General features: G+C 72.5%; 20 protein-coding genes and 1 pseudogene. 7 read left to right on the top strand and 14 right to left on the bottom strand.

Features of this window, described 5'->3' with window-relative positions:
• Window positions 1–80: 80 nt before the first annotated feature.
• The gene (locus ACZ49J_RS16790) at window positions 81–554 is read right to left on the bottom strand and encodes a TIGR03618 family F420-dependent PPOX class oxidoreductase (protein WP_467453619.1); all 474 of its coding nucleotides are present in this window, start codon (window positions 552–554) and stop codon (window positions 81–83) included.
• A gap of 73 nt (window positions 555–627) precedes the next feature.
• Between ACZ49J_RS16790 and ACZ49J_RS16785 the strand changes: the two genes are divergently transcribed.
• From ACZ49J_RS16785 to ACZ49J_RS16775, 3 genes are all read left to right on the top strand, one after another.
• Window positions 628–1,230 (top strand): TetR/AcrR family transcriptional regulator, encoded by a 603-nt coding sequence (locus ACZ49J_RS16785; RefSeq protein ID WP_467453618.1) that lies wholly within the window; start codon window positions 628–630, stop codon window positions 1,228–1,230.
• Window positions 1,227–2,657, top strand: coding sequence for an MFS transporter (locus ACZ49J_RS16780; RefSeq protein ID WP_467453617.1), 1,431 nt, complete (start codon window positions 1,227–1,229; stop codon window positions 2,655–2,657). Before ACZ49J_RS16785 ends, ACZ49J_RS16780 begins: the two co-directional genes overlap by 4 nt.
• An 85-nt stretch (window positions 2,658–2,742) precedes the next feature.
• Window positions 2,743–3,969 carry a serine hydrolase domain-containing protein gene (locus ACZ49J_RS16775; RefSeq protein WP_467453615.1) on the top strand — a complete coding sequence of 409 codons (1,227 nt, stop codon included), beginning with the start codon at window positions 2,743–2,745 and terminating at the stop codon, window positions 3,967–3,969.
• A 30-nt stretch (window positions 3,970–3,999) separates the two neighbouring features.
• Here ACZ49J_RS16775 and ACZ49J_RS16770 read toward each other — a convergent pair whose 3' ends face one another.
• From ACZ49J_RS16770 to ribA, 4 genes are all read right to left on the bottom strand, one after another.
• Entirely contained in the window at window positions 4,000–5,181 is a 1,182-nt protein-coding gene (locus ACZ49J_RS16770) for a saccharopine dehydrogenase family protein (RefSeq protein ID WP_467453613.1), read from the bottom strand.
• Window positions 5,174–6,229 (bottom strand): saccharopine dehydrogenase, encoded by a 1,056-nt coding sequence (locus ACZ49J_RS16765; protein WP_467453612.1) that lies wholly within the window; start codon window positions 6,227–6,229, stop codon window positions 5,174–5,176. The genes ACZ49J_RS16770 and ACZ49J_RS16765 overlap by 8 nt, the downstream gene beginning before the upstream one ends.
• Window positions 6,226–7,368 (bottom strand): NAD(P)/FAD-dependent oxidoreductase, encoded by a 1,143-nt coding sequence (locus tag ACZ49J_RS16760; protein WP_467453611.1) that lies wholly within the window; start codon window positions 7,366–7,368, stop codon window positions 6,226–6,228. Before ACZ49J_RS16760 ends, ACZ49J_RS16765 begins: the two co-directional genes overlap by 4 nt.
• Window positions 7,369–7,573: 205 nt before the next feature.
• Window positions 7,574–8,242 carry a GTP cyclohydrolase II gene (gene ribA / locus ACZ49J_RS16755; protein ID WP_467453610.1) on the bottom strand — a complete coding sequence of 223 codons (669 nt, stop codon included), beginning with the start codon at window positions 8,240–8,242 and terminating at the stop codon, window positions 7,574–7,576.
• A 78-nt stretch (window positions 8,243–8,320) separates the two neighbouring features.
• Here ribA and ACZ49J_RS16750 point away from each other — a divergent pair, with 78 nt between their 5' ends.
• Complete coding sequence (locus ACZ49J_RS16750; protein WP_467453609.1) at window positions 8,321–9,115, top strand: creatininase family protein; 795 nt, start codon at window positions 8,321–8,323, stop codon at window positions 9,113–9,115.
• 125 nt (window positions 9,116–9,240) lie between these two features.
• On the opposite strand, the pseudogene ACZ49J_RS16745 reads toward ACZ49J_RS16750, so the two are convergent.
• From ACZ49J_RS16745 to ACZ49J_RS16725, 5 genes and pseudogenes are all read right to left on the bottom strand, one after another.
• A pseudogene (locus ACZ49J_RS16745) lies at window positions 9,241–10,311 on the bottom strand (lysylphosphatidylglycerol synthase transmembrane domain-containing protein); the annotation flags it as partial.
• Window positions 10,308–11,255, bottom strand: coding sequence for a methyltransferase domain-containing protein (locus ACZ49J_RS16740; RefSeq protein ID WP_467453608.1), 948 nt, complete (start codon window positions 11,253–11,255; stop codon window positions 10,308–10,310). The gene ACZ49J_RS16740 and the pseudogene ACZ49J_RS16745, both read right to left, overlap by 4 nt.
• 1 nt (window position 11,256) lies before the next feature.
• Window positions 11,257–12,468 (bottom strand): glycosyltransferase family 4 protein, encoded by a 1,212-nt coding sequence (locus tag ACZ49J_RS16735; RefSeq protein ID WP_467453607.1) that lies wholly within the window; start codon window positions 12,466–12,468, stop codon window positions 11,257–11,259.
• A 5-nt stretch (window positions 12,469–12,473) separates the two neighbouring features.
• On the bottom strand, window positions 12,474–12,872 hold the full coding sequence (locus ACZ49J_RS16730; protein WP_467453605.1) for a 6-pyruvoyl trahydropterin synthase family protein: 399 nt from the start codon (window positions 12,870–12,872) through the stop codon (window positions 12,474–12,476).
• Between the two features lie 152 nt (window positions 12,873–13,024).
• The gene (locus ACZ49J_RS16725; protein WP_467453604.1) at window positions 13,025–14,005 is read right to left on the bottom strand and encodes a zinc-dependent alcohol dehydrogenase; all 981 of its coding nucleotides are present in this window, start codon (window positions 14,003–14,005) and stop codon (window positions 13,025–13,027) included.
• Window positions 14,006–14,112: 107 nt separating this feature from the next.
• On the opposite strand from ACZ49J_RS16725, the gene ACZ49J_RS16720 reads away from it, so the two are divergent.
• Window positions 14,113–14,988, top strand: coding sequence for a CDP-alcohol phosphatidyltransferase family protein (locus tag ACZ49J_RS16720; RefSeq protein WP_467453603.1), 876 nt, complete (start codon window positions 14,113–14,115; stop codon window positions 14,986–14,988).
• A 16-nt stretch (window positions 14,989–15,004) separates the two neighbouring features.
• On the opposite strand, the gene ACZ49J_RS16715 is transcribed toward ACZ49J_RS16720, so the two are convergent.
• From ACZ49J_RS16715 to ACZ49J_RS16705, 3 genes are all read right to left on the bottom strand, one after another.
• Window positions 15,005–15,772: a sulfite exporter TauE/SafE family protein gene (locus ACZ49J_RS16715; RefSeq protein ID WP_467453601.1), complete on the bottom strand. Its 768-nt coding sequence runs from the start codon at window positions 15,770–15,772 to the stop codon at window positions 15,005–15,007.
• Window positions 15,773–15,905: 133 nt separating this feature from the next.
• Entirely contained in the window at window positions 15,906–16,145 is a 240-nt protein-coding gene (locus ACZ49J_RS16710; RefSeq protein ID WP_467453600.1) for a hypothetical protein, read from the bottom strand.
• Window positions 16,146–16,261: 116 nt separating this feature from the next.
• Window positions 16,262–17,377: an ADP-ribosylglycohydrolase family protein gene (locus ACZ49J_RS16705; RefSeq protein ID WP_467453598.1), complete on the bottom strand. Its 1,116-nt coding sequence runs from the start codon at window positions 17,375–17,377 to the stop codon at window positions 16,262–16,264.
• Between the two features lie 305 nt (window positions 17,378–17,682).
• On the opposite strand from ACZ49J_RS16705, the gene ACZ49J_RS16700 reads away from it, so the two are divergent.
• Together ACZ49J_RS16700 and ligD are read left to right on the top strand one after the other, a co-directional pair.
• Window positions 17,683–18,309: a DNA polymerase ligase N-terminal domain-containing protein gene (locus ACZ49J_RS16700; RefSeq protein WP_467453597.1), complete on the top strand. Its 627-nt coding sequence runs from the start codon at window positions 17,683–17,685 to the stop codon at window positions 18,307–18,309.
• Between the two features lie 5 nt (window positions 18,310–18,314).
• Window positions 18,315–19,355 (top strand): non-homologous end-joining DNA ligase, encoded by a 1,041-nt coding sequence (gene ligD / locus ACZ49J_RS16695; protein ID WP_467453595.1) that lies wholly within the window; start codon window positions 18,315–18,317, stop codon window positions 19,353–19,355.
• A 9-nt stretch (window positions 19,356–19,364) separates the two neighbouring features.
• On the opposite strand, the gene ACZ49J_RS16690 is transcribed toward ligD, so the two are convergent.
• A complete protein-coding gene (locus ACZ49J_RS16690) occupies window positions 19,365–22,874 on the bottom strand; it encodes a SpoIIE family protein phosphatase (protein WP_467453593.1) in 3,510 nt (1,169 codons plus the stop codon).
• Window positions 22,875–23,096 lie beyond the last annotated feature (222 nt).

Genomic DNA, 23,096 nt, shown 5'->3' with positions numbered 1-23,096 from the left:
GGCGTCCCGCCCCAGGACACACGGGACACCGGGCAGCCGCCGGCCCCGTCCGGTCAGCACACCTGGCGCCACGGCAGGCACTAGCGTCTGGGCACCCCGTACGCCCGCTCCACCCTGAGCCGCAGGACGAGCCGTCGGTCCCGGACCATGGCCGCTCGGTAGTCGTCCCAGTCGGGGTGCTCGCCGCTGACGTCACGGTAGAGCCGGATGAGCTCCTCGACCGTCGCGTCGTACGGGTCCTGAGCGACCGGCGTCAGGTCGGCCGTGCCCTCGACGACCGTGTACGCCCACCGGTCGCCGCTGGTCACGTGGTACGACACCCGCGGGTCGCGGCGCATGTTGCGGGTCTTGGCGCGGGAGTCCGTGATCGAGACGCGCACCGTCCCCTCGTCGGGGTAGTACGCGTGGCTGACGTTGGAGAGCTGCGGACGGCCGTCCGCCTTGAGGGTCACCAGCACCCCGCCGTTGTACTCGGAGAGCAGCCCGAGCAGTGCGTTCTGCGCGTCGCGCGCGGCGTCGGGTACGCCGTCGGCTTCCTTCGCGTCCTGGGTCATGCCTGACCAACGGCCGACGGTCGCCGGGAATTCCGCGTAGACACTGTCTACTCAACTCTGGTAGACACTGTCTATGCCATCTGTCGGTGAACAGGACGGCGGGCTCCGCGCCCGTCTGATCGAGGTCGGTGTCGACCTGGTGACCACGGAGGGCGCGCAGGCGCTGTCGCTGAGGGAGATCGCCCGTCGTGCCGGCGTCTCGCACGGGGCGCCCCGCCGCTACTTCCCCACCCACCTGGAGCTGCTGTCCGCCATCGCGCGCCGGGGTTTCGAGGACCTGGCCGCCAGGGGCGCGGCGGCGGTCGGCGACGGCACGGGGAGCCCGCGTGAGCAGCTCGCGACGCTGGCGCGCGTGTACCTGGACTTCGCGCTCACCCGACGCGGCATGCACGAGCTGATGTTCCGTCACGACCTGCTGGAGAGCAACGTACTGGGGCTGCGGGACACGAGCCTGCCGATCTTCCACCTGCTGACGGACCTCGTCGGCCGCGCCCGCCCGGACGCCGACGCCCGTCTCGTCGCGGGCTCGCTCCTCGCGAACCTGTACGGCATCGCCCAGCTGTGGACCTGGGGCAGCCTCCAGCTGACGACGGGCGCCGACGACGTCGCACCCCTCCTGCGCACCGCGCTGGACGCGCACCTCGGCCCGGACACGCACCCGGGGTCGGAGTGGTGAGCGCGCCGGCGACGGACCGGGCGGCGGCCGGAGCCGCGGCGCCGCACCGCCGCCTCACCCTCGCGAGCAGTGTGCTCGGCGCCGTGATCGTCGCCCTCGACGGTACGGTGCTCACCATCGCGCAACCCACGCTCCAGCGCGACCTGCACGCCTCTTTCGCCCAGGCCCAGTGGACGAGCACCGGCTACCTCATCGCGGTGGCGAGCCTGCTGGTCTTCGCGGGGCGTCTCGGGGACCGCTACGGCCACCACCGGGTGTTCGCCGTCGGGATGCTGGGGTTCGGGGCGGCGTCGGCGGGCATCGGGTGCGCGTCCGGCGTGGGCTGGGTGATCGCGCTGCGGGTGGCCCAGGGTGTCTTCGGCGCGCTGCTGCAGCCCGCCACCCTGGGCATGCTGCGCGCCGTGTACCCGCCCGAGCGGCTGGGGATGCCGCTCGCGCTGCGCACCAGTGCCATCGGGGTGGCGGCCGCGGCCGGACCCCTGGTCGGCGGGGTGCTGGTCACCCATCTGGGCTGGCGGTCGGTGTTCTTCCTCAATGTCGTGCCGGCGCTCGTGCTGGGCCTCGCGGCACTGACCGTACGGGCCCCCGCCCCGCAGCGGACGGGGGTCACCGGCCTCGACCTGCCCGGTGCCGGTCTGCTCGCGGTGGCCCTCGGGTGTCTGGTGCACACACTGGTCGGTGCGCCGGACGGGGACTCCACGAGCTGGACGGCGCTCGGGTTGCTCGCCACGGCGGGCGCGACCGTCGCGTTCGTACGCCGGGAGCGGCGCACCGCCGATCCCCTGCTGCCGCCCGGCGTGCTGGGCTCGGCGACCGTCGGCGCGGCGCTCGGCGTGCTCGTGGCCGCGTCGGCCGCGATGCTCGGCACGATGTTCGTGGCCAGCTACGCGCTCCAGGACGTCCTCGGCATGGATCCGCTGCGGACGAGCCTGACCGCGCTGCCGGGGGCCGTGGCGATGGTGCCGGCCGCGCCGCTCGCCGCCGTCCTGCTGCGCCGGTGGGGTGCCCGACCGACCGCGCTGGCGGGCATGGGACTCCTGACGCTCGGTGTGCTGGTGCTGTCCCGGATCGACGAGGGCACGCCGGCCGTGGGCATCGGCGGGGGCTTCCTGCTGGTGGGAGCCGGTTTCGGCGCCGTGATGGTGACGGCGACGACGGTCGTCGTCCGGGACGTCCCGGCGGAGTCGGCCGGCGTGGCGGGCGGGCTCCAGCAGACCGCGCTGAACACCGGTCCGACGCTCGGGGTCGCGGTGGCGACGGCGGTGATCGGCGTTTCGGGCGGGGTGGCGCCCGGGCCCGCGCTCATGGCGCTGGCGTGCGGGGCGGCGCTCGGCGGCGCTCTCTGCTTCAGGCTGCCCGGACCGGGCACCCCGGCGAGGGTTGGCTCGGCGTCCGTAAGGGACCATGAGAGGGAGGACGGTTCGTGAGCCGTGGCCCGGATCGGACCGTCGAGCAGGAGCGGAGAGCGTGGCCCGGCTCGCGGGAGTGTCCGGGCCGCACCGGAGGTGAGTCATGGGACGACTGCGACAAGAGGTGGAGCCGAAAGCGGTGGGCCTCGACCCGAAGGCCCTGGCCCGGATGGACGAGCACTTCGCCCGCCTGGTCGACGACGGCCGGCTGCCGGGCTACCTCGTCTCCGTGGCCCGGCACGGCCGGGTCGCCCACCTCACGACGTACGGCCACCGCGACATCGAGGCCGGGCTCCCCGTCGAGAGCGACACCATCTGGCGGATCTACTCGATGACCAAGCCGGTCACGTCGGTGGCCGCGCTGATGCTGGCGGAGGAGGGCCTCCTCACCCTCGACGACCCGGTGTCCCGGTACATCCCGGCCTTCGCCGAACCGCGGGTGTACGAGTCCGGTTCCGGCACCGGGACCGTGACCCGTCCGGCGGAACAACCGATCCTGGTCCGCCACCTCATGACCCACACCGCGGGCCTGACGTTCGGCTTCTACCACTCCCACCCGGTGGACGCCCTCTACCGCGACGCGGGCCTGGAGAACTCCGTCCCCTCGGGCGCCGACCTCGCCCGCACCTGCGAGGTGTACGCGAGCCTGCCGCTGCAGTTCGAACCGGGCACGCAGTGGAACTACTCGGTCGCCTCGAACGTCCTCGGCCGCGTCATAGAGGTCGTCTCCGGCCGGGACCTCGACGAGTTCTTCGCCGAGCGGATCTTCGGCCCGCTGGGCATGACGGACGCGGGTCTGTCCATCACCCCCGAACAGGCCCCGCGACTCGCGGAGTTGTACGGGGAGACCGACGCCGGCGGTATCACCCCGATCCCCGGCCTCCCCCTGCGCGGCCGCCCGCGCTTCCTGTCCGGCAGCGGGGGGATGGCCGCCACGGCCCACGACTTCCACCGCTTCATGGAGTTCCTGCGCCGCCACGGCGAACTCGACGGCGTCCGTCTGCTCTCCCCCCAGTCCGTGGCGACCATGGCCGCCAACCACCTCCCGGGCAACGCGGACCTGCGCTCCTTCGGCAGCAAACCCCACCAGCTGCCGGGCAACGCGGGCGTCGGTTTCGGCCTGGGCGTCTCGGTCGTCGTCGACCCCGAGATCACCGACACCCCGTCCTCCCGGGGCACGTTCGGCTGGAGCGGCGTGGCGACCACGACCTTCTGGGTCGACCCGGTGCGGGACCTGACGGTCCAGTTCATGACCCAGGTGCGGCCCACGTCCTCCAACGCGGTCTTCCCCGAACTGCGGCGGCTGGCGCACGAGGCGGTGGTGGGCTGAGACGGACCGGGGCTCCCGGCAGCGGGCTGCTCAGCCCGCTCCCTCCCGGAACGTGAACTCGAGCCCGTCATCGGCGAGTTCGGTCAGCCACCGCTCCGACCGCCCCGCCGTCTCCGCCGCCCGGCTGAGCCCCGGCGGAAGGGAGCCGTCGAGGATGTGCCGTATGCCGAGGGCGAGCGGGCGCGAGACGCAGCGGGCCATGGCGCTCTCCTCGGCGGTGCCGACGGCGTCGAGCAGGTAGCGGCCCGACCAGGTCCCGCCCGAACCGCCCGTCACGTCGAGCGACACCGCGAGGACGACACGGTCACGGTCGTCCTCGGTGGTGGGGTACGTCGCCGCCAGCTCCCGGGCGAGCGCGGCGATCCGCTCGTCGTCGCCGCGTACGAGCTCCGCGAACACCGGCGCCCACGCCGTCAGCCAGCCGTCGAGGCGGAGGGTGCCGCGCACGAAGGTGCGGGGCTTCCAGGCGCCGGGCAGGGCGTACTGCGCGAGGAAGGGGACGCTGTCGCGGTTGGGGTAGGCCTCGAAGGTCTCCCCGTCGATCACGTGGGGACGGGTCGCCTCCCAGGGGCGGGCCGCCGTCGTCTCGGCGCCGTCCTCGATGTAGCGGGCCGGTGCGCGCAGGGCGCCCAGGACCCCGGCGGGCGCCCAGCTGAAGCGGTACCTGAAGTCGTTCGGTACGGCCGGGATGCCGCCGCAGTACGAGGTGAGGCTGTACGTGGCGGCCGTGCCGGCGCCCACCGCCCGCTCGGCCCGCGCGATCAGGCTGTGCGCGAAGAGGTGGTCGATGCCGGGGTCAAGGCCGGCCTCGGTCAGGACGGTCAGGCCGGAGGACTCGGCCGCCGGCACCTGGGCGAGGACCGCGTCGGATACGTAGCTGGAGCAGGCGAAGTGGGCCCGCCGCTCGATGGCGGTGGCCAGCAGCGGCGCGTGTTCCGGAGCCGGGAGCATGGAGACGACCACGTCACCCGGGGCCAGCTCGGCCGCGAGCGCGGGGAGCGTGTACGCGCGGGGCTCGGCACGGCCCGCCAGGCCCAGGGCCGCCAGGGCGGCGGCGGCCCGTTCCTCCGTGCGGTGCCAGAGCCGTACGCGGTCGGCCGTGTCACACAGGGCGGCGAGGCCGCTGCCCGTCGACAGGCCCGCACCGATCCAGTGGACCGTGCCGTTCGCGGCGACGGCCTCCTTCACGGTCCCGCTCGCGCCCTCAGTCATCGTCGAACTCCCCTCCTACCGCGCCGGATTCACGCAACGCCTCGTGGAAGCGGGCCAGACAGCGGCCCCATGGCCCCGTGACGCCGAAGTCCAGCAGCTGCGTCAGCAGCGAACCCGAGAAGTCGGTGCTGGCCTCGCGCGGCAGCAGGGACGGCAGGTTGTCGATGGCGATCAGGTCGAGCGGGGGCCGCTCGCGCAAGCGCCGCACGGGGTGTTCCCAGTCCGTGGTCGTGTCGTAGACCGGCAGGACGTTCATGGGTGAGCCGACGTCCACCGTGACGTCCGAGAGGGTGCGCAGCCTGCGGTCGGGCTCGTCGAGGTCCTTGTCCGTCAGGAAGGGCGGCACCGGACGGGTCGTCAGCACGGTGTTGACCATCAGCTCATGGGCCAGGAGGGCCCGCCGGTCCAGGTCGCGGGTCTCGGCCAGGTCCCAGCGGGTGGGGGTGAGCCCGGCCTCGCCGAGCGCGACACAGGCCCCGCGTCCGCTGCGTCCCAGGGCGCCGATGACCAGCGCGTCCACCGATCCGGGGGACGCGCGGAGCCGTTCCCGCAGCTCCTCCTTGTCCGTGGGCCGCAGCGGGGTGTCGAGCGCGCCCCGGTGGTGCAGCACGGCGAGGGCGGCGCCGATGTACCCGGCCCAGTACCCGAAGGCGGCGAGCCGGCGGCCCTCGTCGTCGACCAGGTACTCCAGGTCGAGCAGCGCCCCTCCCCCGGCGACGAACCGGTGCAGCAGCGCCCGAGCGCCGGGCTGCCCCTTGTACGCGTGCCCGAAGAAGATGTGGCGGTGCGTCAACTCGGCTGGCTCGTCGGGGAGTTCCTTGAGCCCGACGATCACCGCCTCCCGGGGTGCCGTGACCCACGAACCCGCCCGCGTCACACGGCACCCGACCGCCTCGTACTCCTCGATCGGGAAGATCCGCTGGGGCGACTCCTCCACCGTCAGCGTGATGCCGTTCTCGACGAGCCGGGCGGCGTCCGAGGGGACGATCGGCGTGCGGCGTTCGGTGGAGCGGAACTCGTGGCGGAGCCACAGGTGCAGCTGGGTCATACCAGGTTGACCTCCGGGCGCGCGGCGTCGGCGGCGAACCGGTCGACGCTCAGGGGGCTGATGTCGACGAAGGGTACGCGGCCCAGGTACAGGTCGCGGATCACCTCGCCGACGGCCGGGCCCTGGAGAAAGCCGTGGCCGGAGAAACCGGTGGCGTACAGGAAGCGGGAACACGAACCCGCCTCGCCGATCAGCGCGTTGTGGTCCGGGGTGATCTCGTACAGGCCCGCCCAGCCGCCCGTACGGCGCAGGTCGAGCAGGGCCGGGGCGCGCCGTTCCATGGCCTCGTACAGGCGGGGTATCCAGCGGTCGTGGGTCTGGGTGGCGAAGCCGGGGGTCTCGTCGGGGTCGGACATGCCGACGAGGAGACCGGGGCCCTCGGCGTGGAAGTAGAAGCTGCTGCTGAAGTCGATCGTCATGGGGAGGTCCGGAGGCAGGTCCGGGAGCGGCTCGGTGACGGCGATCTGGCGGCGCAGCGGCTCCACCGGGAGGTCGACGCCCGCCATGGCTCCCACGGCCCGGGACCAGGCTCCGGCCGCGCAGACGACGGTGTCGGTGGCGATACGGCCGCGGCTGGTGGTCACCGCCGTGATGGTGTCGCCGCGGGTCTCGATGCCCGTGACCTCGCAGTGCCGCAGCACGGTCGCGCCGTGGCGGCGGGCCCCGGCCGCGTAGCCGTGGACCACGGACTCGGGCGTGCAGTGCCCGTCGTCGGGTGAGAACGCGGCGGCCAGCAGGCCGTCGGTGGTGATCAGCGGGGACAGTGCCCCGGCCTCGGCCGGGTCGAGCATACGGCTGGGCACGCCGAGGGAGTTCTGCAGCCGGACACCTTCCTCGAAGGCGGCGGCCTCCGCCTCGGTCGACAGCAGGAAGAGATAGCCGACGCGGTGCAGTCCGATGTCGTGGCCCGGCTCCTCACCGAAGCGTGCGAACGCCTCCAGGCTGCGGGCGCCGAGCTGGATGTTCAGCTCGTCGGAGAACTGGGCGCGGACACCTCCCGCGGCCCGTGCGGTCGATCCGGAGGCCAGCTCGCCCCGCTCGACGAGCACGACGTCGGGCACCCCGGCACGGGCGAGGTGGTAGGCGATGCTCGTGCCCATGACCCCACCGCCGATGACGACGACACGTGCGCTCTTCATCACGGTGTGAGATCTTCCACCGCGAACGGGTGTTCATGCGGTTCCCGCGTGACGGGCCCTGTGTGCGGGGCGGCCGGGCGCCACAGGGACGCCCGCACCGACCGCCACAGGGGTCGCCCCGTAAGGGGCGCGGGGCTGTGTCGAACATGCGGCTCCGCCGCGTGGGCGCGAGCAACCACAAACAACCCGCAGACTGAAGACGACCTCAGGAAGAACGGACCGCGGCAGCCTCAAGGTGCGGCAGGTAGTGGTCCAGCCGCTCCGCCTTGGTCCGCAGATACGCGATGTTGTCCTCACACGGAGTGATCAGCAACGGCACCTGCTCGGACACCTTGATCCCGTGCCGCAGCAACGCCTCCCGCTTGCGCGGGTTGTTCGACATCAGCCGCACCGAGCGCACCCCGAGGTCGTGCAGCATCTCCGCCGCGACGCGGTAGTCACGCGCGTCCACCGGCAGCCCCAGCGCGATGTTCGCCTCGACCGTGTCGAGGCCCTCCGACTGGAGCTTCATCGCCTGCAGCTTGGCGAGCAGGCCGATGCCACGGCCCTCGTGCCCGCGCAGATAGACGAGGATGCCCCGGCCCTCGGCCACGATGGCCCGCAGCGCGCTGTCGAGCTGGTCGCCGCACTCGCAGTGCTGGGACCCGAACGCGTCACCGGTCAGGCATTCGGAGTGCAGCCGCGTGAGAATTCCCTCACCTTCGGCGGCGTTTATGTCGCCGTACACGAGCGCGACTTGTTCCTCGCCGCGGTCCTGGTCGAGGTAGCCGACGGCCTCGAAGTCGCCGTACACGGTGGGCAGGGGCGCATTCACCACGCGCACCGCGCCGGAGGACTGGGCATTCGCGCCGAGTACGTCAACAGTTTCGGTCATGATCTGGTTCCTATCTGGTAAGCCCTGGCGTCATGCGAGGATGCGGGAGCATCAGCACAGACGAAAGGCCGGGAAAACATGAGCAGTTCGGGAACGCAGTCGACCCCGCAGAGGCCGCTGCCGACGGTATCCGCTCTGGTGCCGGCGGACACCACCGAGGACGTACGGGCGCGAGGAGAGGGCGTGGCCCGGCAGGTAGCCGTGCTCCCCGTCGGAAGCCTCGAACAGCACGGCCCGTACCTGCCGCTCGCCACCGACACGCTGGTGGCCTGCGCGATAGCCCGGGAGATCGCCGCGGCGTACCCGGTGCACCTGCTGCCGCCCGTGACCATCTCCTGCTCGCACGAGCACGCGGCCTGGCCGGGCACGGTGAGCATCTCCGCGGTGACGCTGCACGCCGTCGTACGGGACATCGCGGCCTCCCTGCGCCGGTCGGGTGTGGAGGCGCTGGTCGTGGTCAACGGGCACGGCGGGAATTACGTCCTGGGAAACGTGGTTCAGGAATCCACCGCCGAGGGACATCGCATGGCGCTCTTCCCGGCGATGGAGGACTGGGACGCCGCGCGGGAACGGGCGGGTGTCGAGACCTCGTTGCTCAGTGATATGCATGCGGGAGAAATTGAGACCTCCATACTTCTGCATTGCCATCCCGAATTGGTCAGGCCCGGTTACAAGAGCGTCGATCTGCTGGCCGACGACCGCCGTCATCTCCTCTCCCTCGGTATGCCGGCCTACACCGAGTCCGGTGTCATCGGCCGTCCTTCGTTGGCGTCCGCCGTGAAGGGCAAGGAGCTGCTGGCGGGGCTGGTCGAGTCCTTCGGGGCGTACTTCTCCGTCGTCACCACGGACGAGGGGCCCGCCGCGTCCTCCTGACGGGCTCGCTTCGCGCGCAGGGCCTGGTACCAGCGAGCGACCAGCACGAGGACGCCGGGCAGGGCGGCTGCGAAGCTGAGCACTCCGTACACCACGGCCACGGTCAGCCCCTGGGAGGCGCCCAGGCCCGCCGCCGCGAACGACCAGGCGGTGACGCCCTCCCGGGGGCCCCAGCCGCCGACGTTCAGCGGCAGGGCCATGGCGAGCAGCGCGAGCACCGCGAGCGGGACCAGCTCGGCCACGGAGGCGCCGGACCCCGCGACCCGGGCGGCGAGCAGGAAGGTCGCGACATACCCGGCGAGCACCACGACGGACGAGATCACCACCGCGGGCCAGTTGCCGCGGCCGAGCAGGGCGCCGCGCGCCTCGACGAGCAGGGCGCGCAGCGCGCGGCCCCGGCGTGAGGGCCCGCTGGTGCGCCCCATCCGGAGGGCGGCCCAGATCGCGAGCGCCCCCAGCGCGGCGAGGCCCAGCAGGGCGGCGAACCGACGGGTCTGGGCCAGCACCGGGGAGGGCTGGGTCAGCAGGACCGTCACGCCGACCAGGGCCAGCGCCACCTGCCCCGCGGTCCGTTCCAGGACGACCGCGCGGACACCGCGCCCCATGTCGCCGGAGCTCTGCCCGTGCCGTACGGCGCGGTGGACGTCGCCGAGGACGCCGCCGGGCAGGGCCGCGTTGAGGAACAGAGCGCGGTAGTAGTCCGCGACGGCGGGGCCCAGCGGCAGCCGGATGCCCAGTCCGCGCGCCACCACACACCAACGCCAGGCGCTGAACACCGTGGTGACCGCGCCGATGGCCACCGCCGCCACCAGGGTCAGGGCATCGACGCGCCGCAGCCCGTCGAGGAAGACACCGGTGCCGAGCCGCCAGACCAGCACGCCGATGATGGCGGTCCCGGCGAGGGTGCCGAAGTGGGCGCGCAGGGCACGGAGCGCCCTCACGGCGGGGCGGGCCCCGGCGATCGGCTCTTCGGCGGCCGGCGCCTCGTGCGGGCGCGGGTCCGGCAGGGTCGCCGTGGGCGGATCGGCGTCGGACAGGGCCGCTCTGCGCGGGTTCGCGGTGGAGGAGCAGGTGCGCAGGGTCACGTCGGGGAGGGCGGCGTCCGGCTTCCGGCACGTCCGTACCCCGCGGGGCGCGACGCGTTCGGCGCCGACCCGTCGATGTGCCTCGACCGCTTCCTCCACCGGCGCGCTCATGACGTCCCGCCCGTCATCCGGGGCAGGGCCAGCAGGTCGCTGTGGTGGACCACCACCCGCAACTCGCCCGCCGCGCACTGCTCCAGCCTCTGCTCCAGGTACGCCTCGGCGCGCTCCTTGAGCTCGGGGCGCTGTTCGATCGCGGCGCCGACCCAGCCGCGCAGCCACTCCTGCGTCAACGCGGCGTTCTCCGGGCCGAGTTTCCAGGGACTCGGGTGCACCCGCACGGTCGCGCCCCGCTCGGAGAAGGCCTCGCAGGCTACGGTGACCGCGTCGGGGCCGAGCAGGTCGCCGCGCCGCTGATGGGCGTTGAACGCGTCGGCGATCTCGGTGTCCAGGGGGTGCGAGGGGGTGAACTCCACTCGGCCGGCGACGGACAGCGTCAGCAGGACCGGGCAGCCGACGCCCACGCAGGCCTCGGCGAGCGCGCCGATCTCGTCGCGGGTGAGGACGTCGAGCAGCGCGGAGGCCGTGACGAGCGAGGCGCCCGCCAGGTCGGCCGCCGTCAGCCGGGCGAGGTCGCCGCGTCGCGTGGTGACCGTGACGGGGCTGCCGTCGCCCGCCGCGCGGGGCGCCCGCGCGGCGGCCAGGCGCAGCAGGTTCGCGTCGTGGTCGTGCAGCACCCACCGCTGGGCGCCGTCGAGGCGGGGCGCGAGCCAGCGGCCCATCGAGCCGGTGCCGCAGCCGAGGTCGTGGACGACCAGACCCGTGGCCCGTCCCGGCAGGTTCGCGAGCCGGATGCGCAACGGGTCGAGGAGGTCGGCGGCACGGGCGGCGGCGTCGGCGGGCTCACGCAACTCGAGCCACTGGGGCGCGTAACCGTGTTCCTCGGGCGGCGCGCTCGGGGCGGCCGCGGTGCCCTCACCGCGGCCGGCGAGGCTCAGGCTGATGCCCGTGGCAGCCACGTCGGCTCCGGTGGTCGGGGCGGGTGTCGTCGTACTCATCTCACGCCGCCTTCCGCGGTTCGTGGCGCAGTCGTCCCAGTACTCCGGCCAGGCTGCGCGCGGTCCTGGCCCAGCCGTCCAACGCGGCCCGGCGGCCGCGTGCGGCGGCCTTCAGGCGGCGCCGTACGTCGGCCTCGCCGAACCAGCCGCGCAGTTCGGCCGCGATGGCCGCGGGGTTCTCCGGCGGCACGAGGATGCCGGGGACCCCGCCGTCGGGGGCGCGGCCCACGGCTTCGGGCAGTCCGCCGACGTCGGTGGCCAGCACGGGGATGCCGCGGGCGAGGGCCTCGGTGACGGCCATGCCGTAGGTCTCCGCGTAGGAGGTGAGGACCATGAGGTCGGCGGCGGCGTAGCTGGCGTCGAGTTCGGCGCCGGCCTGCGGCCCGGCCAGGTGCAAACGGTCCTGAAGACCGAACTTCTCGACGAGGGCGCGGATGTGGTCGACGTACTCGGGGTCCTGTTCGAGTCCGCCGACCAGTACGCAGCTCCACGGCAGGTCGGTGACGGTCGCGAGGGCCTCCACCAGCCGGTGCTGTCCCTTGCGCGGGGTCACGGCCGCCACGCACAGCAGGCGGGAGACGCCGTCGGTGCCGGAGGCGAGGGGCGCGATGTCGGCGCCGGGGGCGGCGACATGGACGCGCTCGGGGGCGAGCCCGTGGTGGGACACGATGCGTCGTACGGCCCAGTCGCTGGTGGCGATCACGGCGGGCACGGCCCGCAGCGTGGCCCGCTCCAAGGCGTCCAGTTCCGCCGCTTCGTCCGGCTTCAGACCGGTCTCGTCGGCGAGCGGCAGGTGCACGAGCACGGCCAGGCACAGCCGTTCGGCCTCGGGGACGATGATCTCGGGGACACCGCAGGCGACGAGCCCGTCGAGGAGGACAACCGTCCCGTCGGGCAGGTCCCCCAGGGTGCGGGCGAGTTCGGCGCGGGCGTCCGCGCCGGGCCGGGGCCAGTCGCCGTCGATCATGTGCTGGTGGACCTGCCACCCGAAGCCGGGCAGGTCGAGGCAGATCCGGCGGTCGTAGGCGTTGCCGCCGCTCGGCCGGGAGAGGTCGTCGACACCGCCCGGCATGACGAAGTGCACGGAGCGCAGGGACATGGGGAGGATCTCGGCCTTCTTGAGCACCGTGTTCTGGACGGGCACGTAGTCGAGCCTCGCCTGCGCGTCCCGGGATGCCCGGGCGGTGTCGACGGTCGCCTGGTCGATGGTCATGTCGGTCACAGGGCACGCTCGTAACTCGCCCAGGCGATGTGCGACTCGTGGAGAGTGACGGTGATGCCCGCGATGCCCTTGGCGCCCTCGCCCATGGCCCCCTTGTGGATGCGCTCGGCGAGGCGGTCGGCGATGACCTTGGCGAGGAACTCCGTCGAGGTGTTGGTGTTCGCGAAGTCGGGCTCGTTGTCGAGGTTGCGGTAGTTCAACTCGCTCACCACGGCCCCGAGCTCCTGTGTGGCCAGCCCGATGTCGACGACGATGTTGTCGTCGTCCAGCTCGGCGCGCCGGAACGTGGCGTCCACGAGGAACGTTGCCCCGTGCAGGCGCTGCGCGGGTCCGAAGACCTCCCCGCGGAAGCTGTGGGCGATCATGATGTGATCGCGGACAGTGATGCTGAACAACGGACGACCCTCCAGTGCGGTGCGTCTGCCCCCGGCCGGGGCATGCCGTGTAGTACGGCTGGTCCCTACCCGTTGTTCAGCCCTCTTTTGCTGTTTCTTTGAAGGTCAGGCTTCCGTTGTGCCTGTTCGGGGCTCCGGACCGGGTGTGCGGCCTATTCGGCGTCGTAGAGCACGCGATGGCACAGTCCGGGCAGTTCACCGGACGCGAGCGCGGGCATCACGTCGGGCAGTTCCCCGAAGCGGCACTCCCCCGTGACGAGCGCGTCGAAGGCGGGGTCGGCGAGCAGTTCGAGGGCGAGTGCGAGCCGGTCGCCGTAGGTACGGCTGGCGCGCCGCGCCGGGGAGACGGTGCCCACCTGGCTGCTGCGCACGGTGAGGCGCCGTGAGTGGAAGGCCTCGCCGAGCGGCAGGGAAACCCGCCGGTCCCCGTACCAGCTGAGCTCGATCACCGTGCCCTCGTCGCGGAGGAGTTCCAGCGACCGCGCGAGTCCCTGCTCGCTGGCGCTGGCGTGCACGACGAGATCGCACTCCCCGAGCGCGTCGGACGGCGGCGCGAAGTCGACACCGAGCGCGCGGGCGACGCCGGCGCGCGCGGGATCGGCGTCGACGAGCTGCACACGGACGCCGGGGTACCTGGCCAGCAGCGCGGCGACGGAGCACCCGACCATGCCGCCCCCGACCACGGCGATGCGGTCGCCGATCAGCGGCGCCGCGTCCCACAGGGCGTTCACGGCGGTCTCGACGGTCCCGGCGAGGATGGCACGCGTGGCGGGCACGTTCTCCGGCACGACGGTCACGGCGCTCGCGGGGACGACGTACCGGGTCTGATGCGGATACAGACAGAAGACGGTCCGCCCGACCAGTTCCCCCGGCCCCTCCTCGACCCGTCCGACACTCAGATAGCCATACTTCACGGGCCCGGGAAACTCGCCCTCCTGGAAGGGAGCACGCATCGCGGCGTACTGGCTCTCGGGCACGCCACCTCGGAAGACGAGTGTCTCGGTGCCCCGGCTGACCCCGGAACACAGGGCCCGCACGAGGACCTCTCCCTCCCCGGGTTCCTCCACCGTGGTCTCCCGGATCTCCCCCTGTCCGGGCGAGCGGAGCCAGAAGGAACAGACTGTGTGTTTCATGTGGGTCTCTCTGAACGGTCGGACACTTCTCCACGTACGCAGCGGTGGGAGTCGCGCACACGGTACGCGGCGATGATCGACTCTGTCACACGTTCGGAAGGTATGCGGTGGCCCTGAACAACACGTACGACGCACGGCCGTTGTTCCAGGAGACGGCGGTGGGCGCGGGCGCGCAGCTCCTGCTCCTCTCGTTCCTGGGCACGGCGATCGGGATGGGCCCTGCGGGCTGGCTGACGGGTCTGGCGTTCGCCCTCGCCACCTGGGTGGTCCTCAACCGCGCCCTGCGCCGCACCCGGCCCCGCTCCTTCGGCCCGGCCAACCGCGTCACGCTCGGCCGGGCGACCCTCGTCGGCGGGGTCACGGCCCTGGTCGCCGACTCGTTCCAGAGCTCACCGCCGGTCACGCTGTTCGTGGGCCTCACGGCGGTGGCGCTCATCCTCGACGGCGTCGACGGCAAGGTGGCCCGCCGCACGGGGACGTCGACGCCTCTTGGCGCGCGCTTCGACATGGAGGTCGACGCGTTCCTGATCCTGGTGCTGAGCGTGTACGTGTCGATGGCCCTCGGCCCGTGGGTGCTGCTGATCGGTCTGATGCGGTACGGGTTCGTGGCGGCGGCGCGGGTGATGCCGTGGCTGAACGGGTCCCTGCCGCACAGCATGGCCCGCAAGACGGTGGCGGCGGTCCAGGGCGTCGTGCTGCTGGCGGCCGCGTCCGGCTGGCTGCCGTACGCGGCGACGTTCGCCCTCGTCGCCGTGGCCCTCGGTTCGCTGCTGTGGTCCTTCGGCCGGGACATCGCGTGGCTGCTGCGGACGCGGGAGGAGCGCACGGGGTCGCGTGCCGTGCTCGTGGTCCGGTCGACGAGGGTCCCGGCCGCGGAAGGCGCGGGCACCGGGACGGTCGCGGAGACGGTTTCCGAGGCCGGTGCCGCCGCTGTGGCCACGCCGACGCCGGTCCGCCTGGAGGCCGAACTCGCCGTTTCGTGACCCGGTGTGGGACGGCTCAGGCCCGGGCCTGGTACCACAGGGTGCCGGCCAGGCCGAGCCCGGCGAGGGCGATGACGATCCGCAACGGGGTCTCGGGCAGCCGCCGTACGAGCAGGGGGCCGGCCCAGCTGCCGAGCAGGGCGCCGAGCCCGAGGGCCACGGCGGCGATCCAGTCCACCGGCGCCACCACGGCGTACGCGACGGCCGCGGTCAGGTTGGCCGCCCCGGTCGCGATGTTCTTCACCGCGTTCGTCACGGGAAGCGGTTCGGCGGCCGGCAGCGAGAGCACCGCCAGCATCAGCACCCCGGCGGCCGCGCCGAAGTAGCCGCCGTACAGCCCGACGAGCAGCACCGCGCAGGTGAGCGGAAGGGACGGCCCGGGCGATCCGGGCTCAGGCGCCCGTGACACCACCATTCTCCGCAACGGATCACGCACCAGGATCAGCACCGAGCCGAGGGCGATGAGCCACGGCACGACCGCCTCGAACGCGGAGGACGGAGTGCCGAGCAGCAGAGCCGCACCGGCCCCGCCCCCGAGCGCGGCAACACCCCCCAGGCGTAGGAGCCGTTGCCCCTGCCCGCGCAACTCGGCCCGTGAACCGGCCGCGGTGCCCACCGTGTTGGAGAACAACGCCACGGTGTTGGTCACGTTGGCGGCGACGGGCGGCAGCCCGACAGCGAGCAGCGCGGGATAGCTGAACAACGAGGCCAGCCCCGCGACGGACCCCGCGAGCCCGGCGGCCACACCAGCTGTGACCAGCAGTGCCGCAGAGTCCCACGCCATCACGTTTGTGCCTGCCCTTCGGCTGGTCGATCGACGGTTCCGGTCATCTTCGAGGCGCACGGTCTTGCATGCAAGATGATGTTCACATGGGCGAACGCAGCCGCTCGTGAAGACGCGCCCGATCCACCGCCCCCTAAGCGGAGGACTCCTGGACGCCCGCAGCGTCGAGCAGACGCATCAGGTCGCCCCGCCCATAGCCGAGCCGACCCGCACGATGGGCGGCCATCAGCAGCAGATGCGCGAGGTTCTCGGCGCCGTATCCGTTCTTGTCGTCGCCGAGCCATTCGTCGGGCTTCTCGATACCGAGGCCGGACATGACGAGGCCATGGTCCCGGCGGATCTCCGCGACGGTGTCGGACACCGCGTCCAGCAAGGTCGGCCCACCTCCGTGGTCGTCCAAGCCCGGCCTGTCGACTCATGCGCGGTACGGGGACGGGTCTGTGCCGATCGCCGAGCAGGCACCGTGCCGGTGCCCGTGCGCCGGTCGGCTCACCAACCGGGGTAACGGTTCCACCAGTGGGGGTCCCAGCCCGGGAAATACTCGCTGCCGCTGGGCGAGTCCACGATCTCGGCCAGCAGGTCGCGGGCCAACGTGTCGAGTACCCAGGCCAGTTCATGACGGCTCACGAGATCCACGGGCAGTGCCTCGACGCCGTGCACTGCACCGAGCAGTGCCCCGGTCACACAGGCGACGGAGTCACCGTCCGGTGCACCCGCCGCGAAGTCCAACGCGGACCCGAGCTGAGCACGGCCGGGGAACGATACAGCCGTGTAGATACCGCCGAGAAGGGCCGAAGGCGCCGTCGCATGCGGTGCGAGCCGGGCCAGCAGTGCCGCGTCCGCCGGCTGGTCGACGGCGTGCTGGAATGCGTCCACAGGACGTCTGCGGTCATCACCGGTCGCGAGGTCACCCAGGGCGGGGAGCGCGGCGATCCCTGCCTCTATCGCTTCTCGCACGGGGCGGTCGGAGCGACCCGTGTGGTCATGGTCCGGCGGGTTACTGGTGAGGCAGTGGTGGACCACCACTGCCGCATGGGCGGCAGCGGACTGCGCGGCGGTGTCGCCGTGGGTGAGTGCGGCGAACTCGCCGGCCTGCGTGGCCCACCCGGGTCCGGCGACCGCCACCGGCAGGATCCGGGTCAGCGCATGACAGCCCCGGCTGTTGGTGGCTATCCGGTCGTGGGGGTTCTCGATCCGGGACAGAGCCGCAACCGTCGCAGGAGCGCTGCCACGCCGCTCGGCCAGCATGGGCACGCCCGCAAGCCAGCCGTCCGGCCACATCTCGTCGCTCTTGCCGGAAGCCCAGCGGCGCCGCATCCGCTGCACTTCGATGCCCTGGAGCGCGGCCCACCGGCAGTAGGCATGCAGGACGACCGACGGTGGATGGCAGATCCCCTTGTGGCTCCCCCGCACCATCGCGCGGATGACGCCCTCAGCGGTGAAGCAGGCCAGCTGGGTACTGACGCCGGCCGGCAGCGGACCGCTCGCGGGCAGTCTGCCCCGAGTTGCTCCCAGCGTGTCACCGATGGCCAGCCCGAGCATCATGCCCCGCACCCGGGACTGCTGCCTGAGGACCCTGCTGCGCTGGTCCTTCTCGTCAGCCAAGTCAGCCTGCCTTCTTCCCCGGCCCTACCGACCTTCGTTCCCCGGATCGGGCTCGTCGTACGGAACGGTCTGTCCCGCCTCCGGTGCGACTGCGGCCGGCTCCTCGTCCGTGCTGGTGTGCACGTCACGAGGGCCACGAGTCGCCGACACCGTATCGTCCCCGGTCGGGGACTCGCATCGGCGCCGGTATCCCCCACGCGCGCTGGGCGTCCTGTGTGGACAAGCGAGCGTTCGGGTACTCGGGTCGCTGCAACCTCTGCACGTCGCCACAGCGCAGGGAACCGGCGCAGCGGAAGGAGCCGGACGTGAGCGCCAACGACCGGCTGCGGGACTACCGGAGCAAACGTGACTTCGCGCGGACGAAGGAACCCGGTGGCCGCGGCGAGGCCGGGCCCTCCCACGACGAGCCCCGTTTCGTCGTGCAGATCCACGATGCCCGCAGGATGCACTTCGACTTCCGGCTCCAGGTGGGCGACGTGCTGAAGTCCTGGTCCGTTCCGAAGGGCCCGCCCAGCGACCCGCAGGACAAGCGGCTGGCCGTCCCGACCGAGGACCATCCGCTTGAGTACGAGGAGTTCGAGGGTGTGATCCCCCAGGGCGAGTACGGCGGCGGCACCGTCATCGTCTGGGACAACGGTACGTACGAGCCCCTGAGCCACGACCGCCGAGGCCGTCCCGTCCCCTTCGAGGAGGCGCTGGAGCGCGGGCACGCGACGTTCCGGCTGAACGGTGCCAAGCTGCGCGGCGAGTACGCGCTGACACGGTTCCGTGACGGAACGTACGGCGGCGAGGAGGCGTGGTTGCTGGTCAGGAAGCGCAAGGGGAGCGAATCGCGTACTGCCGGCCGGGGCACGCCGGACCCCCGACGCGCCCGTTCCGTCCGCACCGGCCGCACGCTCGCCCAGGTGGCGGCCGACGGCCGGGAGGAGTGAGCGCGATGACGACGGGCGCCATGTCGACGGGCCTGCTCGCCACGTTGCCCGACGCCCATCGGCGACTGCTGCGCCCGGCCCGACCCGGAGTCGAGCTGGCCTCCCAGCCGATGCTCGCCATCCTGAGCGACCGGCGCGAGTTCTCCGGCGGCTGGATCTTCGAGCGGAAGCTGGACGGCGTCCGCGCGCTGGCCGTACGGGAAGGGGACCAGGTCGGCCTGTACTCCCGTTCGGGCAACCGCGTGAACGCCACATACCCCGAGATCGTCGACGCGCTCGCGGCGCAGGACTGCGAGGACTTCACCATCGACGGGGAGATCGTCGCGTTCTCACACGGCCGGACCGACTTCTCCCTCCTCCAGCAGCGGATGGGCCTCACCCGGCGCCGTGACGTCGAGGCCAGTCCGGTCGCCGTGACGTACTACGTCTTCGACGTGCTCCGGCTGGACGGCGCTGACACCAGGCAGTTGCCGCTGCGCGCCCGCAAGTCCCTGCTGCGCCGCGCCCTCACCTACCGCACCCCGCTCCGCATGACGACGCACCGCAACGAGGGCGGCGCCGAGTTGCTGGAGTCCGTGTGCGCCCGTGACTGGGAGGGACTGATCGCCAAGCGGGCGGACAGCCGCTACCAGACGCGCCGTTCGCCGGACTGGCTGAAGCTGAAGTGCTCCCGGGGGCAGGAGTTCGTCATCGGCGGCTTCACGGAACCGGCCGGCAGCCGCGTCGGGTTCGGCGCCCTGCTGCTGGGCTACTACGACAACGGCCGGCTGCGGTACGCGGGCAAGGTCGGCACGGGCTTCGACCACCGCACCCTGGCGGAGCTGTACCGCCGTCTGGAGACCATGCGCGGGCCGACATCGCCCTTCGTGGACCGGGTCCGCGAGCCGCGCCCCCGGTGGGTCGAGCCGGAGCTGGTCGCGCAGATCGCGTTCACCGAGTGGACCCGCGACGGGATGCTGCGCCATCCGCGGTTCCTGGGGTTGCGGGACGACAAGGCAGCGGGCGAGGTCGTCCGGGAGCGGCCGTCCGGGGGCAGGGCCGTGTGAGCCGTTGGTTCACTCACGCACGGCCTGGCCGGCGGGCCCGGTCTGGGGCTCACTAGCCGGAACCGCCGCCAGCAGTGCCGTGTCGTCGTCGACACGGTCGGGTGTGGCCAGCAGGCCGAGGGCCTGGCCGATGATCGCGTCCGGGGTGATGCGGGGGCTCGGCGCGGAGGTGGGCAACGTGTCGCGGCAGGCACGGCGGAGGGCGGCGAGCCGGTCGTCGAGTTCGGTGGTGTGGTGCTCGACCAGGCCGTCCGTGAACAGCAGCAGGCCGGTGCCGGGGAGGAGACGGGTCACGTGGTCGGTGGCGTCGTCGCCGGTCACACCGAGAGGCGTGCCCGGGTCGAGGTCCAGGTACTCGGTCACGTCCCCGGCCACCAGGAGCGGGGGGAGATGGCCGGCGGACGCGTAGCACAGCCGGTGGGCGCCGGGCGAGTACACGGCGTACAGGCATGTGGCGAAGCGGTCGCTGCCGAGCGTGCGGCAGTGCGCGTCGAGGCGGGCCAGTACCTTGCTCGGGGTGGCGCCTTCCAGCGCGTAGGTGTGCAGCGCCGACCGCAGGCTCCCCATCACGATGGCGGCGTCGACGTCGTGGCCCATGACGTCCCCTATGGCCAGCCCGACCGCGCCCCCGGGCAGCTGGATGACGTCGTACCAGTCGCCGCCCACCTCGGCGCCGAGGGCGCCGGCCCGGTAGTAGGAGGCGGTGGCCACTCCGGGCACCTCCGGCAACGCCTGCGGCAGCAGGGCGCGTTGCAGGGCGACGGCCAGGCGGCGCTCGTTCTGGTAGCGGGTGGCGTTGTCGTAGGCGACGGCGATCCGGCTGGTCACCGACTGCAGGAAGGTGCGTTCGCCCTCGGAGTAGGGGCGGTGGCGCCGGGCCACGGCCAGGGCACCCAGTGTCCGTCCGTGCGAGGTCAGCGGCAACGCGCGGATACGGCCGTCCGCGGCCTCCTGCGGTGCGGAGCCACCGCGAAGGACGCTCGCCACCAGTTCGGCCGGCCGGTCGTCGGCCGGGGCGGTGTCCGGCGACGCGTACACGATGTTGTCCGACATCCGGTGCGCGTCCGGTCCCAGGATCTCGATGCGTACCTCGTCGGCGAGCTGCGGGACGAGCAGTTCACCGGCCGTCTCCAGGACCTGCCGGGGTTCGAGGCTGCCCGACAGCCGCAGGCCGGCTTCGGCGAGGGCGGCCAGCGCGGTGGCGTGTTCGCGTGTCTCGGTGAGGATCCGGTCCCGCAGGCGGGACAGTTCCAGGTTGGCCCGGACGCGGGCGACCAGTTGGCGGGACGAGAACGGTTTGGCCAGGTAGTCGTCGGCGCCCGCCTCGATGCCCTGGACGGCGGCCTCCTCACCGGCCCGGGCGGTGAGCATCACGATCGGCAGGTGGGAGGTGCGGGGGGCGGCGCGCAGCGCGCGGACCAGTTCGAAGCCGTCCATGCCGGGCATCATCGCGTCGGTCAGCACGAGGTCGTAGGGGTTCTCGACCGCGGCCGCGAGGGCCGTCCTGCCGTCGGGCACGAGCCGGACGTCGTACGCGTCGTGCAGGAGGTCGTACAGGTAGTCCCGCATGTCACGGTTGTCGTCCGCGATGAGCACCCGGGGGCGGGGGCCGCGGCCGGAGGGCGTGCCGGTGTGCGTGTCCTCCTCGGTGCGGGCCGGCGTGGGGGTCGGCGGTGGTGTGTCGGCGGCCCAGCCGCGCGCCTCCTCCACGTAGGCGGTGGCCTGCCGGGAGGGCCCGAGTTCCGTTTGGTCGCGTGCCCGGTCCGGCGCGGGCGGCCGGGACAGATGCGCCGTGCCGAAGGGGATCTCCACCGTGAACGTGGTGCCCCGCCCCGGGCGGCTGCTGACGTCGACCGTTCCACCGTGCTGGTGCACCAGATCCTGGACGAGTGCCAGGCCTATACCGCTGCCCTCGTGGGAGCGGGCATGCGCCCCGCGCACCTGGTGGAAGCGCTCGAAGAGCCGTGGCAGTTCCTCCTCGGGCACGCCGATGCCCGTGTCCGACACCGTCAGCCGTGCCCGGTCGCCGGCGGCCGACGTGGTGACCCGGGCTCCACCGGACGGGGTGAACTTCAGCGCGTTGCTGAGCAGGTTGAGGATGATCTTCTCATACATCTCCCGGTCCACGTGGACCGGTTGCGGAAGCGGTGGGCAGTCGACGTTCAGTGCCAGGCCCGCGGCCTCGAAGACCGAACGGAACATGCCGGTCAGTTCGGCGGTGACGGCCGAGAGGTCGACCGGTTCGAAGTCGCCCTCCAGACCCCCGGCTTCGGCGCGCGTGACATCGAGCAACGTGTTGACCAGTTTCAGTAGCCGCAACGCGTTGCGTTCGGCCATCTCCAGCCGTCTGCGCACTTCGGGCCGCTGCTCGTGCGCCAGCGCGTCCTGGACGGGTCCCAGGAAGAGGGTGAGCGGCGTGCGCAGTTCGTGGCTGGCGCCGGCGAAGAACGCGGTCTTGGCCTGGTCCAGCTCCATCAGGGTCTCGGCGCGCCGGCGCTGTTCCTCGTGCGCGAGCGCCGCCGACAGCGCGGCGGTGACGGTCCGCGCGAGGATGTCGAGGAAGTCGCGGTAGCCGCCGGCGAGGGGGAGCAGTGGGTTGATTCCGGCGACGAGTACGCCGTCCAGTCGGTCGGCGTTGCTGAGCGGGAGGGCCAGCGCCTCGGTGGGGGCCGCGTCGGAGGGCGTGCCGGGGGACGTGTCGCGGGCGGTGCCGGGCGCGCCCAGGAAGCGCTCGGCCGACAGGACGACGGCCGCGCCGTGGGCGAGGTCCGCGACGACGTTCGCCGGCAGTGCGGCAGCGGTGGGCGGCGGATCGCAGGTGGACGCCGCCAGGGCGGGTTCCTCTGTCCCGGAGGCCAGGTAGAGATGTGCGAACGGCAGGTCGTCGGGGTCACCGGCCAGTGCCCCGGCGATCTCGCGCGCCACCTCCGTCGGCCCGGACAGGTCGGTGGCGTGGACGCCGACCTCGGCCAGCAGCCGCAGCCGCCGCTCGCCCAGCACACGGCGGGTGGTCTCCGACACGTAGCACAGCACCCCGCCGACGGAGTCGTCGTCCAGGAAGACGGGCTGGAAGGAGATGTCGAAGTACGACTGCTCGAGAAAGCCGTGGCGGATGAGGCAGAACGGCCGGTCACTGACGGCCATCGGCCGGCGCCGGTCGACGACGGACTGGAACATGGGGCGGGTGTAGTCGTCCCAGTTCTCGGGGAACAACTGCCCGGCCGGCGCCCCGAGTCCCTTGGGGTGTTTGCTGCCGATGATCTCGGCGTAGCCGTCGTTGTAGAGCAGGACGAACCGTGGTCCCCAGAACAGCGCCATCGGCTGCTCGGAGGTCAGTACGACGCGCAGGGTCTCCACGAGCCGGTGCGGCCATGTACGGGTGGGTCCCAGAGCGGTCTCCTCCCAGTCCGTCGCGGCCAGCACCGTGCCGAACGGCCCGCCCTGGGCGAAGGCCCGGGCCGCCTCGTCGCGCTCTCGGTACCCGTCGTGGCGCTCGTACACGTTGTCGGGTCCGTGCATTTCGGACCCCGTTTCCGCTGGTCGTGCCGGTTGGTGGCCGGGCGGCTGTGGTGGGTGCTCGACATGCTGGTCGTAGTACTTATCGTCGTGATCGTCGTGATCGTCGTGTCCGCGGGTTCTCGTGTCCGCGGGTGTCTGCGGTTTCTCCGTGTCTGCGGTCTCTGCGTGTCTGAGGTCTCTGCGTGTCTGCGGTCTCTGCGTGTCTGCGGTCTCTGCGTGTCT

The organism is Streptomyces sp. NPDC030840 (assembly GCF_055572015.1).
The sequence above is the reverse complement of the archived record's forward strand: the minus strand, read 5'-3'. Positions and strand labels throughout refer to the sequence as shown.

Excerpts from the sequence above, each read along its gene's own strand:
- ACZ49J_RS16790 (WP_467453619.1), bottom strand. The coding sequence starts at position 554 with ATGACCCAGGACGCGAAGGAAGCCGACGGCGTACCCGACGCCGCGCGC.
- ACZ49J_RS16785 (WP_467453618.1), top strand. The coding sequence starts at position 628 with ATGCCATCTGTCGGTGAACAGGACGGCGGGCTCCGCGCCCGTCTGATC.
- ACZ49J_RS16775 (WP_467453615.1), top strand. The coding sequence starts at position 2,743 with ATGGGACGACTGCGACAAGAGGTGGAGCCGAAAGCGGTGGGCCTCGAC.
- ACZ49J_RS16770 (WP_467453613.1), bottom strand. The coding sequence starts at position 5,181 with ATGACTGAGGGCGCGAGCGGGACCGTGAAGGAGGCCGTCGCCGCGAAC.
- ACZ49J_RS16765 (WP_467453612.1), bottom strand. The coding sequence starts at position 6,229 with ATGACCCAGCTGCACCTGTGGCTCCGCCACGAGTTCCGCTCCACCGAA.
- ACZ49J_RS16760 (WP_467453611.1), bottom strand. The coding sequence starts at position 7,368 with ATGAAGAGCGCACGTGTCGTCGTCATCGGCGGTGGGGTCATGGGCACG.
- ribA (WP_467453610.1), bottom strand. The coding sequence starts at position 8,242 with ATGACCGAAACTGTTGACGTACTCGGCGCGAATGCCCAGTCCTCCGGC.
- ACZ49J_RS16750 (WP_467453609.1), top strand. The coding sequence starts at position 8,321 with ATGAGCAGTTCGGGAACGCAGTCGACCCCGCAGAGGCCGCTGCCGACG.
- ACZ49J_RS16740 (WP_467453608.1), bottom strand. The coding sequence starts at position 11,255 with ATGAGTACGACGACACCCGCCCCGACCACCGGAGCCGACGTGGCTGCC.
- ACZ49J_RS16735 (WP_467453607.1), bottom strand. The coding sequence starts at position 12,468 with ATGACCATCGACCAGGCGACCGTCGACACCGCCCGGGCATCCCGGGAC.
- ACZ49J_RS16725 (WP_467453604.1), bottom strand. The coding sequence starts at position 14,005 with ATGAAACACACAGTCTGTTCCTTCTGGCTCCGCTCGCCCGGACAGGGG.
- ACZ49J_RS16715 (WP_467453601.1), bottom strand. The coding sequence starts at position 15,772 with ATGGCGTGGGACTCTGCGGCACTGCTGGTCACAGCTGGTGTGGCCGCC.
- ligD (WP_467453595.1), top strand. The coding sequence starts at position 18,315 with ATGACGACGGGCGCCATGTCGACGGGCCTGCTCGCCACGTTGCCCGAC.
- ACZ49J_RS16690 (WP_467453593.1), bottom strand. The coding sequence starts at position 22,874 with ATGCACGGACCCGACAACGTGTACGAGCGCCACGACGGGTACCGAGAG.